General features: G+C 67.3%; 12 protein-coding genes and 1 pseudogene. 9 read left to right on the top strand and 4 right to left on the bottom strand.

Annotated features, from left to right (window positions below; genetic code table 11):
- Nucleotides 1–40: 40 nt before the first annotated feature.
- The 3 genes from DWV11_RS05050 (at nt 41) to DWV11_RS05040 (ending at nt 3,016) form a co-directional block, all read left to right on the top strand.
- The gene (locus DWV11_RS05050) at nt 41–1,726 is read left to right on the top strand and encodes a bifunctional 3'-5' exonuclease/DNA polymerase (RefSeq protein WP_115787799.1); all 1,686 of its coding nucleotides are present in this window, start codon (nt 41–43) and stop codon (nt 1,724–1,726) included.
- Between the two features lie 44 nt (nt 1,727–1,770).
- The gene (locus tag DWV11_RS05045; RefSeq protein WP_168404580.1) at nt 1,771–2,658 is read left to right on the top strand and encodes a CHAD domain-containing protein; all 888 of its coding nucleotides are present in this window, start codon (nt 1,771–1,773) and stop codon (nt 2,656–2,658) included.
- A gap of 175 nt (nt 2,659–2,833) precedes the next feature.
- A complete protein-coding gene (locus DWV11_RS05040) occupies nt 2,834–3,016 on the top strand; it encodes a YegP family protein (RefSeq protein ID WP_115787797.1) in 183 nt (60 codons plus the stop codon).
- A gap of 4 nt (nt 3,017–3,020) precedes the next feature.
- Here DWV11_RS05040 and DWV11_RS05035 read toward each other — a convergent pair whose 3' ends face one another.
- The 3 genes from DWV11_RS05035 to DWV11_RS05025 are packed head-to-tail and all read right to left on the bottom strand — an operon-like array spanning nt 3,021 to nt 5,817.
- Nucleotides 3,021–3,701 (bottom strand): NUDIX hydrolase, encoded by a 681-nt coding sequence (locus tag DWV11_RS05035; protein ID WP_115787796.1) that lies wholly within the window; start codon nt 3,699–3,701, stop codon nt 3,021–3,023.
- Nucleotides 3,698–4,501: an endonuclease III gene (gene nth, locus DWV11_RS05030; protein WP_115787795.1), complete on the bottom strand. Its 804-nt coding sequence runs from the start codon at nt 4,499–4,501 to the stop codon at nt 3,698–3,700. The genes DWV11_RS05035 and nth overlap by 4 nt, the downstream gene beginning before the upstream one ends.
- Before the next feature lie 11 nt (nt 4,502–4,512).
- Nucleotides 4,513–5,817, bottom strand: a complete 1,305-nt coding sequence (locus DWV11_RS05025; protein WP_210725669.1) for a hypothetical protein — start codon at nt 5,815–5,817, stop codon at nt 4,513–4,515.
- 336 nt (nt 5,818–6,153) lie between these two features.
- On the opposite strand from DWV11_RS05025, the gene acs reads away from it, so the two are divergent.
- From acs to DWV11_RS04995, 6 genes are all read left to right on the top strand, one after another.
- Entirely contained in the window at nt 6,154–8,208 is a 2,055-nt protein-coding gene (acs, locus tag DWV11_RS05020) for an acetate--CoA ligase (RefSeq protein ID WP_115787827.1), read from the top strand.
- A gap of 187 nt (nt 8,209–8,395) precedes the next feature.
- Nucleotides 8,396–9,712 (top strand): ABC transporter substrate-binding protein, encoded by a 1,317-nt coding sequence (locus DWV11_RS05015; protein ID WP_115787794.1) that lies wholly within the window; start codon nt 8,396–8,398, stop codon nt 9,710–9,712.
- Nucleotides 9,713–9,825: 113 nt separating this feature from the next.
- Nucleotides 9,826–10,830: a carbohydrate ABC transporter permease gene (locus DWV11_RS05010; protein WP_115787793.1), complete on the top strand. Its 1,005-nt coding sequence runs from the start codon at nt 9,826–9,828 to the stop codon at nt 10,828–10,830.
- Nucleotides 10,827–11,738 (top strand): carbohydrate ABC transporter permease, encoded by a 912-nt coding sequence (locus DWV11_RS05005; RefSeq protein WP_115787792.1) that lies wholly within the window; start codon nt 10,827–10,829, stop codon nt 11,736–11,738. The genes DWV11_RS05010 and DWV11_RS05005 overlap by 4 nt, the downstream gene beginning before the upstream one ends.
- A gap of 6 nt (nt 11,739–11,744) precedes the next feature.
- Nucleotides 11,745–13,790 (top strand): beta-galactosidase, encoded by a 2,046-nt coding sequence (locus DWV11_RS05000; protein WP_115787791.1) that lies wholly within the window; start codon nt 11,745–11,747, stop codon nt 13,788–13,790.
- Nucleotides 13,791–13,819: 29 nt separating this feature from the next.
- Nucleotides 13,820–14,602 carry a DeoR/GlpR family DNA-binding transcription regulator gene (locus tag DWV11_RS04995; protein WP_115787790.1) on the top strand — a complete coding sequence of 261 codons (783 nt, stop codon included), beginning with the start codon at nt 13,820–13,822 and terminating at the stop codon, nt 14,600–14,602.
- A gap of 201 nt (nt 14,603–14,803) precedes the next feature.
- Here DWV11_RS04995 and DWV11_RS04990 read toward each other — a convergent pair.
- Nucleotides 14,804–15,124 (bottom strand): annotated as a pseudogene (locus DWV11_RS04990) (UDP-glucose 4-epimerase GalE); the annotation flags it as partial.

Here is a 15,124-nt window from a genome sequence, read left to right as displayed (position 1 = left end):
TGCGCATGAAGGCCCCGGAACGCAGGGCAAAATTGTCATCATGTATCTGCTGCTCGCCGCCGACCCGCAGGGGGCAGCCATCCAGGAAACCAGCGCCGCGGGAACCGCGCTTTCCGCGGCGCGGCTTGTCACCACAACGGAACTCCCCGCCGTCGTGCGCGGCATGGAAGCCGGCAGGCCGCGCTGGATCTGGAACCGCACACAGGACTGGTACCCGGCGCTGCTTACCGCCGGGGTACGCCTGGAGCGTTGCCACGACCTCACACTGTGCCGCACGATCCTCGCCTTCTCTGAGTTCACGGGCCACACCGACTACGCGCGGACCGCCGCCCAGCCCGCCGTCGACGAGGACAGCGGCGTGGTGAAGGCCTTTGCTCCACCTCCGCCGCCGACGAACCAGGAAGCCCTTTTCGACACCGCGGAGAGCAGCAGCCGGGCACCCGGACTCGACGAGCTCCGGACCGAGTTCGCCGCTCAGCAACAGGCCGTGAAGGAGGCAGCGGACGGCCAGCGGCAGCGGCTCCAACTGCTCCTCGCGGCCGAGTCGGCCGGGGCGATGATCGCCGCGGAAATGCAGCATAGCGGCGTGCCCTGGCGCGAACCGCTGCACGAGGACATCCTGCGCCACTACCTCGGCCCGCGGCCCGCACCCGGCCACCGCCCGGCCGCCCTCGAAGCGCTGTGCACCGAGCTGCGCGGGCTCCTCAACTCCCCTAGATTGAACCCGGATTCCCCGCAGGAACTGATCCGCGCCCTGCACCGCAACGGCATCGAAGTCAGCTCGACCAGGCAGTGGGAACTCAAGGAATCCACGCATCCTGCGATCGGGCCACTGCTGGAGTACAAGAAGCTTTCGCGTCTCTTCACGGCGAACGGCTGGGCCTGGCTGGACGCGTGGGTCAGCGGCGGCCGTTTCCGGCCCGAGTACGTGGTGGGCGGGGTGGTTTCCGGGCGCTGGGCTTCCCGGGGCGGCGGAGCCCTGCAGATTCCGAAGCAGATCCGTGGGGCGGTGCATGCGGACCCGGGGCACAAGCTGATCGTGGCCGACGCCGCGCAGCTCGAACCCCGTGTCCTCGCCGCCCTCGCACAGGATCCGCGCCTGGCAGAAGCAGCGCGCGGCAAGGACCTGTACGCCGGCATCGCTGCCCAGGGTTTCGGCGGCGACCGATCCAAGGCCAAGATCGCGATGCTCGGGGCAATGTACGGCGCCACCACTGGCGAATCCGGCCGGCTCATGCCCCAGCTCGCCCGCACCTACCCGCGGGCGGTCGGTTATGTGGAGCAGGCAGCGCGCGACGGCGAAGCCGGCCGGACGGTGACTTCCCGCCTCGGGCGCAGCAGCCCGCCGCCCTCGGAGCGCTGGGTGCGCAGCCAGCGTTCGACAACGGCTGAAGAGCAGCGCCGTGCCGACACGATCGCCCGTTCCCGCGGCCGTTTCACGCGGAACTTCGTCGTGCAAGGTTCGGCCGCGGATTGGGCGTCCTGCTGGCTTGCGGAACTGCGACGGCGGCTCCGGGCCTTGGAGGCGGAAGGATCGCCGACGGGCGAGCTGGTCTTCTTCCTGCACGACGAGGTCATGGTCCACGCCCCTGTGCCGGCCGTTCCGGCGTGCGTCCGGGCGGTGGAAGAAGCGGCAGCCGCCGCGACGGAGCTGCTCTTCGGGACGGTTCCCTTGGAGTTTCCGGTGAGCGTCGCCGTCGTCGATTCCTACGACCAGGCCAAGTAGGCGGGCCCCTTGTACCGGCCGGGCGGCCGGAGGACGATGGGCGCGTGGGAAAGAAAGCCCGAAAGGCGTTGGCGGCCTACACGGCGGCGCAGCTCAATGAGCTGGACAACGCCTTGCCCTTGCTTGCCTCGACGGACCATGAGGCGGTCCACCGCTGCCGGCTGGCAATCCGCCGTCTCCGTTCCGTCCTCGCCTGCTACCACGGGCTGGTCACGAAGCTGCCCAAGCCCGTCCGCAAGGACGTCCGGTGGCTGGCAACCTCGCTGGGCGAAGCCCGTGATGCGCACGTACTGGCGCAAAGGATGCGGCTGTCCATCGGTGCGCAGGAATCCTGGGAAGCCCCGGACGCGCTCTACGGCTCGGTGGAGCGGCTGGACACCGCGGCCGGGCGGGCCGCCGCCAGGCTCGGCCGGAAGAAGCGGGCCCGCCGTGTGGTGCACGCGGTCCGGGCTTCACTGGCTGCCGGGCAGGCACCCAGGGTCCGGAAACCGGTGCTGGCCTCCCGCCTGCAGGGTCAATGGGACCGCATGCGCGAGCAGCTGGACGGCGGTGCCGCCGGCACGGATCCGGCCGTCCGCAATGCCGGCCTGCATGAGGCCCGCAAGGACATCAAACGGCTGAGATATGCCGCGGAAGCCGTCACCGAGGTGTTCGGTCCCGACGCGTCGGCGATCATCCAACCGGCAATTACCTTGCAGCGGCTCCTCGGCGAACAGCACGACGCCGTCGTCGCCGGCGAATGGCTCGCCTCATTGGAGGGTGGGCCGGGGGTCGACGCGCGGGACCTGCACCTTCTGGTGGACGTGGAGGTGCGCCGGCAGGCGCGCGCGGAAGAGGAATTCCGCCGCGCGGCCGTCGAATATCCCATTCCGGCGCCCCGGCGGGCCTTGAACTTCCACGCTGCGGCCCCGGAAGCAGAGCCCGTAACGTAACTCCCATCCGCCCGCGGACGCCAGTCAATGACCGGTTAAGACCAGGCCCGTGACCCCGAGAGTAGGCTACGTCACAGTAACTTTCGGAGCCCCCTCTTACTCGCTAGCCTCGAAGGACGCGGACCGCAGGAACCGGCCGCGGGGCATTCATCAACCACGCAAGGGGGACAGCAACGTGGCTGGACGATTCGAAATTCTCAGGGGCAACGACGGTTCGTACCGTTTCAGGCTTACTGCGGCTGACGGCACGCTGGTGGCCGAGTCTCCGCAATTCAAGCAGCTCAGCGCGGTCGTAGCAGGGATCAACGCAGTCCGCGAAAACGCCGCGACAGGGCTCATCGTGGACTGCACGAAGTAACCACTCACAGCTGGATCCGGTGCAGCCGCTCTTCGTCCCACGGGATAGTCCAGCCCAGTGCCTCGAAGAGTCCGTTGAGCACCATCGCCGTGAAACCCCACACCACCACGCCGTTAACCAGGAACACCGGACTGGTGAAGGTCCGTCCGCCGCGGCTGAGGGTGCCCATGTAGCGGTTGGCCGGGTCCAACAGATCCCGCACCGGAACCCGGAAGACCTGCGCAGATTCCGCGTAGTCCACCACCCGGACCGGCGACGGCGACGCCCACCACGCCAGCACGGGCGTCACCACAAAATTGCTGCGGCTCAGCCCGACGTCCGGCATGGCGCCGAGCACCTGCACCCCGCCGACGTCGAGGCCGGTTTCCTCGACAGCTTCCCGGAGGGCAGCGGCAACCGCCGATTCGTCCCCGGAATCGATGCCCCCGCCGGGGAAGGCCACCTGTCCGGGATGGTCGCCGAGAGTGTGGGCGCGTTCCAGGAGCAGGACATCGAGGTCAGCGGGCACCACGTCCTGGGTGGACTTCGCCGGGACGTCGTCGAGCACCCCGAACAGCATGAGGATCGCGGCCTTCCGGGCCAGATCCGCGTCGACCTCGCCGACCGCTATGCGCGGATCCGGCGTCGGGTGGTCCCCGGACTCAATCCTGGAAACGAGGTACAGCAGATCCCCAAGCGCCGTCACTTGCGCACCTTCCTCAGCTCCAACTGGGACTCCATGCGGATCTCGGCGGCGCGGGAGGTTTCGGCACGCAACTTTCCCAGCAGGGCTTCCTGGCCCGGTGCGAGCTCGTACTTGAGCAACTTGGCGGCCTTGGCCGGATCGGTCTCGCCGGTGCCATAACTGGGACACCAGTTCGCCACCGGGCAGGCACCGCAGGCGGGCCGCCGGGCATGGCAGATCCTGCGCCCGTGGAAGACGACCCGGTGCGACAGCATAGTCCAGTCCTTGGGTTCGAACAGTTCCGCGACATCGGACTCGATCTTCACGGGGTCCTCGGAGTCCGTCCAGCCGAACCTGCGGGCGAGCCGGGCGAAATGGGTGTCCACCGTGATGCCGGGGACGCCGAAGGCGTTCCCCAGCACCACGTTCGCCGTCTTGCGCCCGACGCCGGGAAGTGTCACCAGGTCCTCGAGCCTGCCCGGCACTTCGCCGTCGAACTCGTCCACCAGGCGGGTGCTCAAGGCCAGCACGTTCTTCGCCTTGGCCCGGTAGAAGCCCGTCGGCTGCAGGATCGCCTCCAGCTCGGCGGGGTCCGCTTCAGACATCGCCCGCGCATCCGGATACCGGGCGAACAGGATCTTGGTGACCTGGTTGACCAGGACATCCGTGGTCTGCGCGGAAAGCACCGTGGCTATGACCAGCTCGAACGGGTTGCGGAAATCCAGTTCCGCATGGGCATACGGATACTTCTCCGCGAGTTCCTTGTTGATCCTGCGGGCGCGGCGCTTGAGGGCCAGCGGAGTTTCGACGGCGGCGGGCACGGCGGTCCTGTTCAGCCGCGTTCGATGTGGCTGAGGTCGCGCAGGACTCCGAGCCTTCCGTCGGTGTTCTGGACGAGGAACTCCCCGCCCCTGTCTTGGAGCGCGAGCACCCAGCCACCGGGTTCGATGGTGAAGGCCGGGGCCCCGCTGTGCTCGTCCACCGCAACGCGCGACTGGGGCACGGCAAACCAGAACGCCTCGTAGGCCTGTTCCGGGGATTCCTCCGGACGGCTGGCCGGATCAACGGTGGCGCCGATGGGTTCAACCTTGCGGGCCGCCTGGGGGAAGGCAGCAGTGTCCTGGGAACGGTCGACCACAGGGTGGGCCATCGTCGCCGGGATGTCCTGGCCCGGGCCCGCAGGTGCAGGACCCGCAGGTGCCGGGGCAGCAGGTGCAGGGGCAGCAGGGGTGCCGCCCTCGGGCGCTTCCGTCCTGTTTTCCCCGCCAGTAACGGGAGCCGGCAGCGCAGCTGAGCCGGCCGGCGTCGGGACCACCGCGAACGGGCCGCCCGAGGCGGGCGCACCGGCAACGGGGCCGGCCGGGACCGGAAAGGCGGTCTTCCTGGCGGGCTTCGGCGCAGCCGGTTTGGGGGCGGCGGGCTTCCGGAAGGGTACGACGGCGTCACGCGCCACCACGTGGGCGGTTGACTCGGCGCGGTCCTTGAAGTCGTCGCGCAGCACCGGGATGTGCGGTGCGAGGACGGTGCCCGCCAACAGGCCGAGCGACCCGATGAAGCCCAGCAGCAGGTAGCCGCTGAAGTCGGCGGCCATGCTCAGGAAGTAGAGGGCAACGGAAAAGGACGCCACCACGGAAGCGAACTGATCGACGGACAGCGAACCGATCCGCAGCGGATTCTGCGGCTGCAGGCGCCGGGCCACGAACAGCCCGGTGACGGTCACGGGCAGGATGATGCCAAGGCCCAGGAAGAAGAGGTTGCCGAGGTTCCAGAGGTTGTAGCGGCCGAACATCGGAAGCAGGGAAGCCACGAACAGGAACAGCGCGGAGCCGAAAACCAGGAGGTCGCGGGCCGTGAACGGACCTGCCACCGCCGTGGCCGCCGGCCGGCCGGCCTGAACAGGAGCATCCTGCGCGGGAGCGGCCTGCACGGACGATCCGCCCTGAACCGAAGGACCGCCCTGCGCGGGAGTCCCGTTCTCCCCCGAAGAACCGTCCTGCGCCGGGGTGCCGCTCTGCACGGGACCGGCCGTCTGCGTGGAGGCGGGAGCGCCTCCGGCCGGGGAGGCCTGCCCGGCACCTGGCGTCGGTGCCCCTTGCTTCGCCGCACCGTTTTCGGGGGCGGGGTTCATCTGGGTCATGACAAGTTCTCCTTTGCACTGCTGTGCGGGTACGGCAGTGTTCCGTCCGCTTGCGGCGGCACAGGCCGGACGCGCGGCTGAAGCCGGCGGTCCACGCCCCGGAACCCTTTCAGCCTATGCCACGGCCCTGACAGCCCCTAGCCGCTCAGCGCTAAATCCCCACCGCTCACGGCCACAGTGTGACCGGGCACACTCCCGGCGCAGCCGAAGCGATAATGTGTATGGCGGAAAGCATTCTGCGGAATTTCCGCGGGAACACACAGCGACGTGATCTGCCGCCGTGCGTCCCGGCGGCAGCCTCCCCGCAGCGAAAAGATCGACGAAGATGAGGTCCACATGTCCCAGGACGCCAAGGAATCAACGGCCACCGCTGCCCCCGCTGCGAGCGGCACTGCCACTGCCACCGTTGCCGGGAACGGTGACGCCCTGGAAAACCTGTTGCACGAGAACCGGAAGTTTGCGCCGTCGGCGGAATTCGCCGCGAACGCGGTAGCCGGGGCCGGGGAGTACGCCGAAGCCGCCGCGGACCGGCCGGCTTTCTGGGCGAAGCAGGCCCGTGAGCTGCTGACGTGGCACAAGGATTTCAGCCAGGCCCTGGACTGGTCAGAGCCGCCGTTCGCGAAGTGGTTTGTCGGCGGCGAAGTCAACGCAGCGTACAACGCCCTGGACCGCCACGTGGAGAACGGGCTCGGGGACCGGGTGGCGATCCATTTCGAGGGCGAGCCCGGGGACACGCGCACCATCACGTACGCGGAACTGACCGAGGAGGTCAAGAAAGCCGCGAACGCTTTCGAAGCCCTGGGCGTGGCCAAGGGCGACCGCGTGGCCGTGTACCTGCCGATGATCCCGGAGGCCGTGATCACCCTGCTGGCCTGCGCCCGGATCGGCGCGGTGCACTCGGTGGTGTTCGGCGGCTTCTCCGCCGACGCCCTGCGCTCGAGGATCGATGACGCCGAGGCCAAGCTCGTGGTCACCGCGGACGGCACCTACCGGCGCGGCAAGCCCAGCCCGCTCAAGCCGGCCGTTGACGAAGCCCTGGCCAAAGAGGGCCATACCGTCCAGAACGTCGTGGTGGTCAAGCGCAACGGCGAGCCCGTGGACTGGGTGGAGGGCCGCGACCGGTGGTGGGCTGACACGGTCGATGCCGCCCCGGCGGAGCACACCGCCGTCGGGCACGATTCCGAACACCCGTTGTTCATCCTCTACACCTCCGGCACCACCGGAAAGCCCAAGGGCATCCTGCACACCACCGGCGGCTACCTCACCCAGACCGCCTACACCCACAAGGCCGTGTTCGACCTGCACCCTGAGACGGACGTCTTCTGGTGCACCGCCGACGTCGGCTGGATCACCGGGCACTCCTACGTCGCCTACGCGCCGCTGATCAACGCCGCCACCCAGGTCATGTACGAAGGCACCCCGGATTCCCCGCACCAGGGACGTTGGTGGGAGATCGTGGAGAAGTACAAGGTCTCCATCCTCTACACCGCCCCCACAGCCATCCGCACCTTCATGAAGTGGGGCCGGGACATCCCGGCCAAGTACGACTTGTCCTCCATCCGTGTGCTCGGCTCCGTGGGCGAACCCATCAACCCCGAAGCGTGGATGTGGTACCGGGACGTCATCGGCGCCAACGCCGGCAAGAACGGCGAGAAGAAAGAGAACCCGGCCCCGATCGTGGACACGTGGTGGCAGACCGAGACCGGTGCCCAGATGATCGCGCCCCTGCCCGGGGTCACGGCCACCAAGCCAGGCTCCGCGCAGGTCCCGCTGCCCGGCATCGCGATCGACGTCGTGGACGAAACCGGCGAATCCGTACCCGACGGGCACGGCGGCTACCTCGTGATCCGCGAACCGTGGCCCTCCATGCTGCGCGGCATCTGGGGCGACCCGGAACGCTTCAAGGACACCTACTGGTCCCGCTTCGAGAACACCTATTTTGCCGGCGACGGTGCCAAGAAGGACGAGGACGGCGACATCTGGCTGCTCGGCCGCGTGGACGACGTCATGAACGTCTCCGGACACCGGCTCTCGACGACGGAAATCGAGTCGGCGCTGGTGAGCCATCCCGCCGTGGCCGAGGCCGCCGTCGTCGGGGCCGCGGACGAAACCACCGGCCAGGCCGTCGTGGCGTTCGTCATCCTCCGCGGCGACGCGGTCAACAACGGCGACGCCACGGTACAGGAACTGCGAAACCACGTGGGCAAGGAAATCGGCCCCATCGCCAAGCCGAAGCACGTCCTGGTGGTTCCCGAGCTGCCCAAGACCCGCTCGGGCAAGATCATGCGCCGCCTTCTCAAGGACGTCGCCGAGGGCCGCGAGGTCGGCGACGCCACCACCCTCTCCGATCCGACGATCATGTCCCAGATCGCCGAATCCCTGCGGAAGTAGCGGCGCAGAACGGCACCCTGAACAGCGCCACCAAGCGGCGGCTTCCCCACGGAGGAAGCCGCCGCTTTCGCGATTAAGGGCCCCAAACCAGAATGTTATATTTAGTTCTTTCCTGTTCTCTTTTGAGCGTATATAGTCGAAGCCTAGTGAGATACCTCACAAGCACCACGCTTTCAAGGGAGAGAACATGGCAGCGAACATTGACCCGTTCCAGGCGGCCCACAATGCGGGTCCCGGACGGCGGACCATCCTTAAAACGCTCGGTATCGGTGCTGCCGGGCTGGCCGGAATTCCGTTGCTTGCCGCCTGCACCGGCGGTTCCGGACCGGCTCCCGGAGCCACCTCGAACAGCCTCACCTTCGGCTCGGGCTCCTCGGACGAGGTACCCAAGAATGCCTATAAGGCAGTCACCGATGCGTTCACCAAGAAGACCGGCATCACAGTAGCCACCAACGTCGTCCCGCACAACGACTTCCAGAACAAGATCAACTCCTACCTCCAGGGCAGCCCGGACGATGCGTTCACCTGGTTCGCCGGGTACCGCATGCAGTACTACGCGGGCAAGGGACTGCTGGCCCCTGTCGACGACGTGTGGGAGAAAATCGGCGGCAACTTCTCGGACGCCATGAAGAAGGCCTCCACCGGCCCCGACGGCAAGATGTACCTGGTCCCCAACTACAACTACCCCTGGGGCTTCTTCTACCGGAAGAGCCTCTGGACCGCCAAGGGCTATGAGGTTCCCAAGACCTTCGACGAGCTGAAGACCCTGGCCGCCAAGATGAAGGCCGACGGCATCATCCCGATCGGCTTCGCGGACAAGGACGGCTGGCCGGCCATGGGCACCTTCGACTACATCAACATGCGCCTGAACGGCTACCAGTTCCACGTCGACCTCACCGCCCACAAGGAAAGCTGGGACCAGAAGAAGGTCAGCGACGTCTTCGACACCTGGAAAGCGCTCCTGCCGTTCCAGGACCCCGCCGCCCTCGGCCAGACCTGGCAGGACGCCGCCAAGGCCCTCGAAGCCAAGAAGACCGGCATGTACCTCCTGGGCTCCTTCGTCACGCAGCAGTTCACCGATCCCGCCGTGCTCGCGGACATCGACTTCTTCCCGTTCCCGGAGATCGCCGTGGAAGGCACCGACGCCGTCGAAGCCCCCATCGACGGCCTGCTCCTGTCCAAGAAGGGCGGCGACAACAAGGCAGCCCACGACTTCCTGGAATTCATGGGCACCGCGGAGGGCCAGAACGCCTACGCCGCTGTGGATACTTCCAACATCGCCACCGCCAAGGGCGCCGATACCTCCAAGTTCACCCCGCTGAACAAGAAGTGCGCGGACACCATCGCCAACGCCAAGTACATCAGCCAGTTCCTCGACCGCGACGCCCTCCCCGCCATGGCCAACAACGTGATGATCCCCGCGCTCCAATCCTTCATCAAGGGCGGCACCGTGGACGTCAAGAACCTCGAAGCGCAGGCCAAGGCCCTCTACGCCGCCCAGTAACTGCCACACCACCGCGCGGGTCACCCCGCGCACCGGCATCCCCAGGACAGGTACGACGACGGCGGATCCCGCCCGCCGTCGTCGGGCCCCTCCCGAAAACCGAAGGAATCCCCATGAGCACTACCGCCGAAAAGCCGGCTGTCCCGGACAGGGAACCCGGCACTGCCGGCCCGTCCCTGGCCGCATTGGGACGCCGCGGCGTCGGACGGCGGACCATCAGGGCAGGCCGGGTCCGCCGGCTCACGCGACGTGACAAGCTGGTCCTCGCGGTCATGGTCGGGGTGCCCACCCTGATCCAGCTGCTGCTGGTCTGGCTGCCCACCCTCTTCTCGATCGCGCTGAGCTTCACCCGCTGGAACGGACTGGACCTGAAGGACATCAAAGCCGCCGGGACCGACAACTACCGCTTCGTGGTCGAGGACTACCCGCCCTTCTGGCCCGCCATGCAGCACAACATCCTGTGGCTGGCCTTCCTGGCCCTCATCGCCACCCCGCTCGGCCTGCTCCTGGCCGTGGTGCTCGACCAGAAGATCCGCGGCACCAAGATCTACCAGAGCATCTTCTTCACCCCGGTCATGCTGTCCCTGGCCCTCATCGGCATCATCTGGCAGCTGTTCTACAACCGCGACAGCGGACTGCTGAACTACCTCCTGGGCACCGCGGGCACCCCCGCGGCCGTGGACTGGTTCGGCGACTCGAACGTCAACATCTGGGCCGCGATGGTCGCGGCCACGTGGCGCCACGCCGGCTACGTCATGATCCTCTACCTGGCCGGGCTCAAGGGCGTGGACCCGTCGCTGCGCGAAGCCGCGTCGATCGATGGGGCCAACGCCGTGCAGACCTTCTTCCGCGTGGTCTTCCCCGCCATGCGGCCCGTGAACATCGTGATCGTGGTGATCACCATCATCGAGTCGCTGCGGGCCTTTGACATCGTCTACATCATCAACCGCGGCACCAACGGACTCGAACTGATCAGCGCCTTGGTCATCCAGAACCTCGTGGGCGAAGGCCAGGTGATCGGCGTCGGTTCGTCCCTCGCGGTGATCCTCCTGGTGATCTCGCTGATCCCGATCGTCTTCTACCTCATCCGCACCTTCGGCAAGGAGAGCAAGGCATGAGCACCCTCGCCAGCCCCGCACCGCGCACCACCGCGCCCGGCGCGATCCCGCGCAAGGCCGGCAAGCGCCACTACGGCACCCACATTTTCCTGGCGGTCATGGCTGTCATGTGGCTGGTTCCCCTCCTCTGGGCCCTGTTCACGGCGCTGCGGCCCAAGGCGGACACTGACAAATACGGCTACTTCAGCGTCGGAGGCACCTTCAACTTCGACAACTTCATCCAGGCGTGGACGCAGGGCGGGTTCTCGAAGTACTTCATGAACTCCTTGCTCATCACCGTCCCCTCCGTGGTGCTGACCCTGTTCTTCGCCTCCATGATGGCCTTCGCGGTCTCCCGGGTGAGCTGGAAGTTCAACATCACCCTGTTGATCATGTTCACTGCCGGCAATCTGCTGCCACCGCAGGTCCTTGCCGCACCGCTGTTCGAAATGTTCAAGCACCTCACGCTGCCGTATTCGTTCAGCGATTCGGGCAACCTGCTCAACACCTACATCTCGGTCATCGCCGTGGACACCGCCTTCCAGATCGGCTTCTGCACCTTCGTATTGTCCAACTACATGAAGGCCCTCTCTTCGGACCTGACCGAGGCTGCACTCGTGGACGGTGCAGGGATCTGGCGGCAGTACTGGAACATCATCCTTCCCCTGTGCCGGCCTGCCCTCGCCGCCCTGGGCACGCTGGAAGTCATCTTCATCTACAACGACTTCTTCTGGCCCCTGCTCTTCATCCAAAGCGGCGACCGGCTGCCCGTCACCACCGCCATCAACAACCTCCAGGGCCAGTTCCTCAGCAACTACAACCTGCTGGCGGCCGGCGCCACCATTACCGTCATACCCACCCTGATCATCTACCTCGTGCTGCAGCGCCAATTCGTGGCCGGTCTCACACTCGGTTCCAGCAAAGGATAAGAACGCATGACCATGGATTACATCGTCGACCAACTGGGCGGACGGATCGCCTTCGGCGGGGACTACAACCCCGAGCAGTGGCCCAAGGAGGTCTGGAAGCACGACGTCGCCCTGATGAAGGAAGCCGGCGTCAACCTGGTGAGCGTCGGCATCTTCAGCTGGGCCCTGCTGGAGCCCGAGGAGGGCCGCTACGAGTTCGGCTGGCTGGATGAGGTCCTGGACCTGCTCCACGCCAACGGGATCAGCGTGGACCTCGCCAATGCGAGCGCCTCTCCCCCGCCGTGGTTCAGCCGCAGGTACCCCGATTCGCTCCCGGTCAACGCCGACGGCGTGCGGCAGAGCTATGGTTCCCGGCAGGCCTTTGCCGCGTGCTCGCCGGACTACCGCCGGGCGGCAGCAGCCCTGACGACGGCGATCGTCGAACGCTACGCCGGGCACCCCGCCGTCGTGATGTGGCACGTCCACAACGAATACGGCTGCCACAACCAGCCGGATTTCGGCCCGCACGCCGAGCGCGGCTTCCAGGAGTGGCTGCAGCGCAAGTACGGCAGCCTGGACGCCCTCAACGATGCCTGGGGCACGGCCTTCTGGTCGCAGCACTACTACGACTGGGCCGAGATCCTGCCGCCGCGCCGCTCCGGAACCTGGGTGAACCCCACCCAGCAACTGGACTTCGCGAGGTTCTCCTCCGATGCGCTCCTCGAATGCTTCAGCGCCGAGGCCGACATCATCCGGGCCCGCTCCAAGCACCCCGTCACCACGAACTTCATGGGCTTCAGCATGGGCCTGGCCGCTCCCGTGGACTACTGGCGCTGGTCCGGGCACATGGACGTGGTGTCCAATGACCACTACCTGATCGCGGACGACGAACGGAATTTCCAGGACCTGGCCATGACGGCGGACCTCACCCGCGGTTGGGCGCAGGGGAAGCCGTGGTTGCTCATGGAACACTCCACCTCGGCGGTGAACTGGCAACCCCGCAACGTGGCCAAGGCGCCGGGGGAAATGCTGCGCAACTCCCTGCAGCACGTGGCCCGCGGGACCGATGGCGTGCTGTTCTTCCAGTGGCGGGCCTCCCGGGCCGGGGCCGAAAAGTACCACTCCGGGCTGGTCCCGCACGCGGGCCGCGACACCAAGGTGTGGCGCGAGGTGGTGGAGCTCGGGCGCGTCCTGGAGAGCATCTCGGCAGTGGCCGGCTCCACGGTCCAGGCCGAGGCCTGCATCATCCATGACACCGATGCGCGCTGGGGCACCGAACTGGACTCGCACCCCAGCGAGGACGCACGGAACCTCCCCGAAACGCGGCGCTGGCACGACGCCCTCTACCGGGCCGGCATCACCACGGACATCCGGCAAAGCACGGACGAGCTCTCAGGCTACAAACTGGTGGTCGCGCCGATGCTGTACCTCGTCACTGATGAGGGCGCGGCCAATCTCCACCGCTTCGTGGAGGGCGGCGGCACCCTGGTGCTCACGTACTTCTCGGGCATCGTGGACGAAAGCGACCACATCCGGATGGACCCGGTGAACGGCGGCGGCTACCCCGGGGCGTTCTCCGAGCTCCTGGGCGTAAGCATCGAGGAATTCTTCCCCCTGCGTTCCGGCGCTGCCGTGGGGCTGAGCCGCTTCGGTTCCGGGACGCTGTGGAGCGAGCTGGGCACCGCGGCCGGCGCCGAAGTCCTCGCAACGTTCGACGGCGGCGCGCCCACCGGCGTCGGGGGCTCCCCCGCGGTGACGCGCCGCGCCGGATCTGCCGGCCGCGGCGCAGCCTACTATGTGGCCACGAGCCTCGGCCGTGACGGATTGTCCGAACTGGTCGAACTGCTCTGCGCCGACGCCGGCGTGGAGCCGGTGCTCGGCATCCGCCCCCCGGAAGATGTGGAAATCGTCCGCCGGAGCAACGGCGCCAAGGACTGGACATTCGTTATCAACCACGGCGTGCAGGACGTCACGCTGCCGCTCGACGGCGTCGATCTGCTGGCCGGGGCACCCACCGGGGGTACGCTGAACCTTGCTGCCGGAGGCGTCGCCGTCGTCGAAGCTTCCAGCTAGCCCGCCACGAACCGTCCAGAAAGGCTCCGATGCTCCAGGCCGCACGCCACACTGCCATTGTCGACGCCGTCCAGCGCGAACGGGTCGTGCGCGTCACGGACCTGGCCCAGGCCCTTGGCGTCTCCGCCATGACCGTCCGGCGGGACATCGAAAGCCTTGAAGAGGCCGGGCTCGTGGAGCGCATCCACGGCGGCGCCAAGCTGCCGGGCGATGCCCGCACCCACGAGCCCGGCTTCGAACAGAAGTCCACCCAGGCCATCACGGAAAAGCAGGCCATCGCACACGAGGCAGCCAAGCTGGTCAAGGAGGGTTCCGCGATCGGCCTGAGCGCCGGAACCACCACCTATGAGCTCGCCAAGCTCCTGCTGGACGGCCCGCGGATCACAGTGGTCACCAATTCGATCAGGATCGCCGAGTTGTTCCACCACGATCCCGGCACCGGCCGGCGCGGCACCTCGGTAATCGTCACGGGCGGAGAGCGCACGCCGTCGGACGCGCTTGTGGGTCCGATCGCGACGTCGGCGCTCAAGCAGCTGCACCTGGACACCCTGTTCCTCGGTGTGCACGGCATGGACGCCCAGGCCGGCTTCACCACCCCGAACCTGCAGGAAGCGGAGACCAACAAGGCCTTCATGGCTTCGGCCCGCAACGTGGTGGTCCTGGCCGACAACAGCAAGTGGGGAACCGTGGGCATCGCCTCGATCGCGGGCCTGGAAGACGCCGACGAGCTGATCACCGACCCTGGGCTGGGCGAGGAAGCGCGCCGGGTGCTGGCCGAAGGCGTCGGGAAACTGCGGATCGCCGAAGGCTAGCTCCTACACCGTACGACGGCGGCCGCCCACCTTTGTCCCCCTGCAGCTCCCAAAACACGCTTCGCGTGCTTCGGGTCCCGCGCTGCTGTGGGCCCTGGTGGGCGGCCGTTTTCGTTGTGCGCTTTTCGTTGCGCCTGCTGTGGGCCCTGGTGGGCGGCCGTTTTCGTTGTGCGCTTTTCGTTGCGCCTGGTTTTCCCGGTATCAGGGGGCGTTGTAGCCGTGGGGGTTGTTTTTTTGCCAGCGCCAGTGGTCTTCGGTCATTTGGTCGATGGTTTTGGTGGTGGACCAGCCCAGGTCTGCCAGGGCGGAGGAGGCGTCGGCCCAGAAGGCGGGCAGGTCCCCGGCGCGGCGGGTGGTGATCTCGTACGGCAGGGGGTGGCCGACGGCTTTTTCGAAGGAGCGCAGCATTTCCAGCACGGAGGTACCTTTGCCGGAGCCCAGGTTCCAGCGGTGCACCCCGGGGCGGGCGGTGATGTGGTCCAGGGCCGCGACGTGCCCCTCGGCGAGGTCCACGACGTGGAT

The organism is Arthrobacter silvisoli (genome assembly GCF_003369445.1).
Lineage (GTDB): Bacteria > Actinomycetota > Actinomycetes > Actinomycetales > Micrococcaceae > Arthrobacter > Arthrobacter silvisoli.
The sequence above is the reverse complement of the archived record's forward strand: the minus strand, read 5'-3'. Positions and strand labels throughout refer to the sequence as shown.

Excerpts from the sequence above, each read along its gene's own strand:
- DWV11_RS05050 (WP_115787799.1), top strand. The coding sequence starts at position 41 with ATGTATCTGCTGCTCGCCGCCGACCCGCAGGGGGCAGCCATCCAGGAA.
- DWV11_RS05025 (WP_210725669.1), bottom strand. The coding sequence starts at position 5,817 with ATGACCCAGATGAACCCCGCCCCCGAAAACGGTGCGGCGAAGCAAGGG.
- acs (WP_115787827.1), top strand. The coding sequence starts at position 6,154 with ATGTCCCAGGACGCCAAGGAATCAACGGCCACCGCTGCCCCCGCTGCG.
- DWV11_RS05015 (WP_115787794.1), top strand. The coding sequence starts at position 8,396 with ATGGCAGCGAACATTGACCCGTTCCAGGCGGCCCACAATGCGGGTCCC.
- DWV11_RS05010 (WP_115787793.1), top strand. The coding sequence starts at position 9,826 with ATGAGCACTACCGCCGAAAAGCCGGCTGTCCCGGACAGGGAACCCGGC.
- DWV11_RS05005 (WP_115787792.1), top strand. The coding sequence starts at position 10,827 with ATGAGCACCCTCGCCAGCCCCGCACCGCGCACCACCGCGCCCGGCGCG.
- DWV11_RS05000 (WP_115787791.1), top strand. The coding sequence starts at position 11,745 with ATGACCATGGATTACATCGTCGACCAACTGGGCGGACGGATCGCCTTC.
- DWV11_RS04995 (WP_115787790.1), top strand. The coding sequence starts at position 13,820 with ATGCTCCAGGCCGCACGCCACACTGCCATTGTCGACGCCGTCCAGCGC.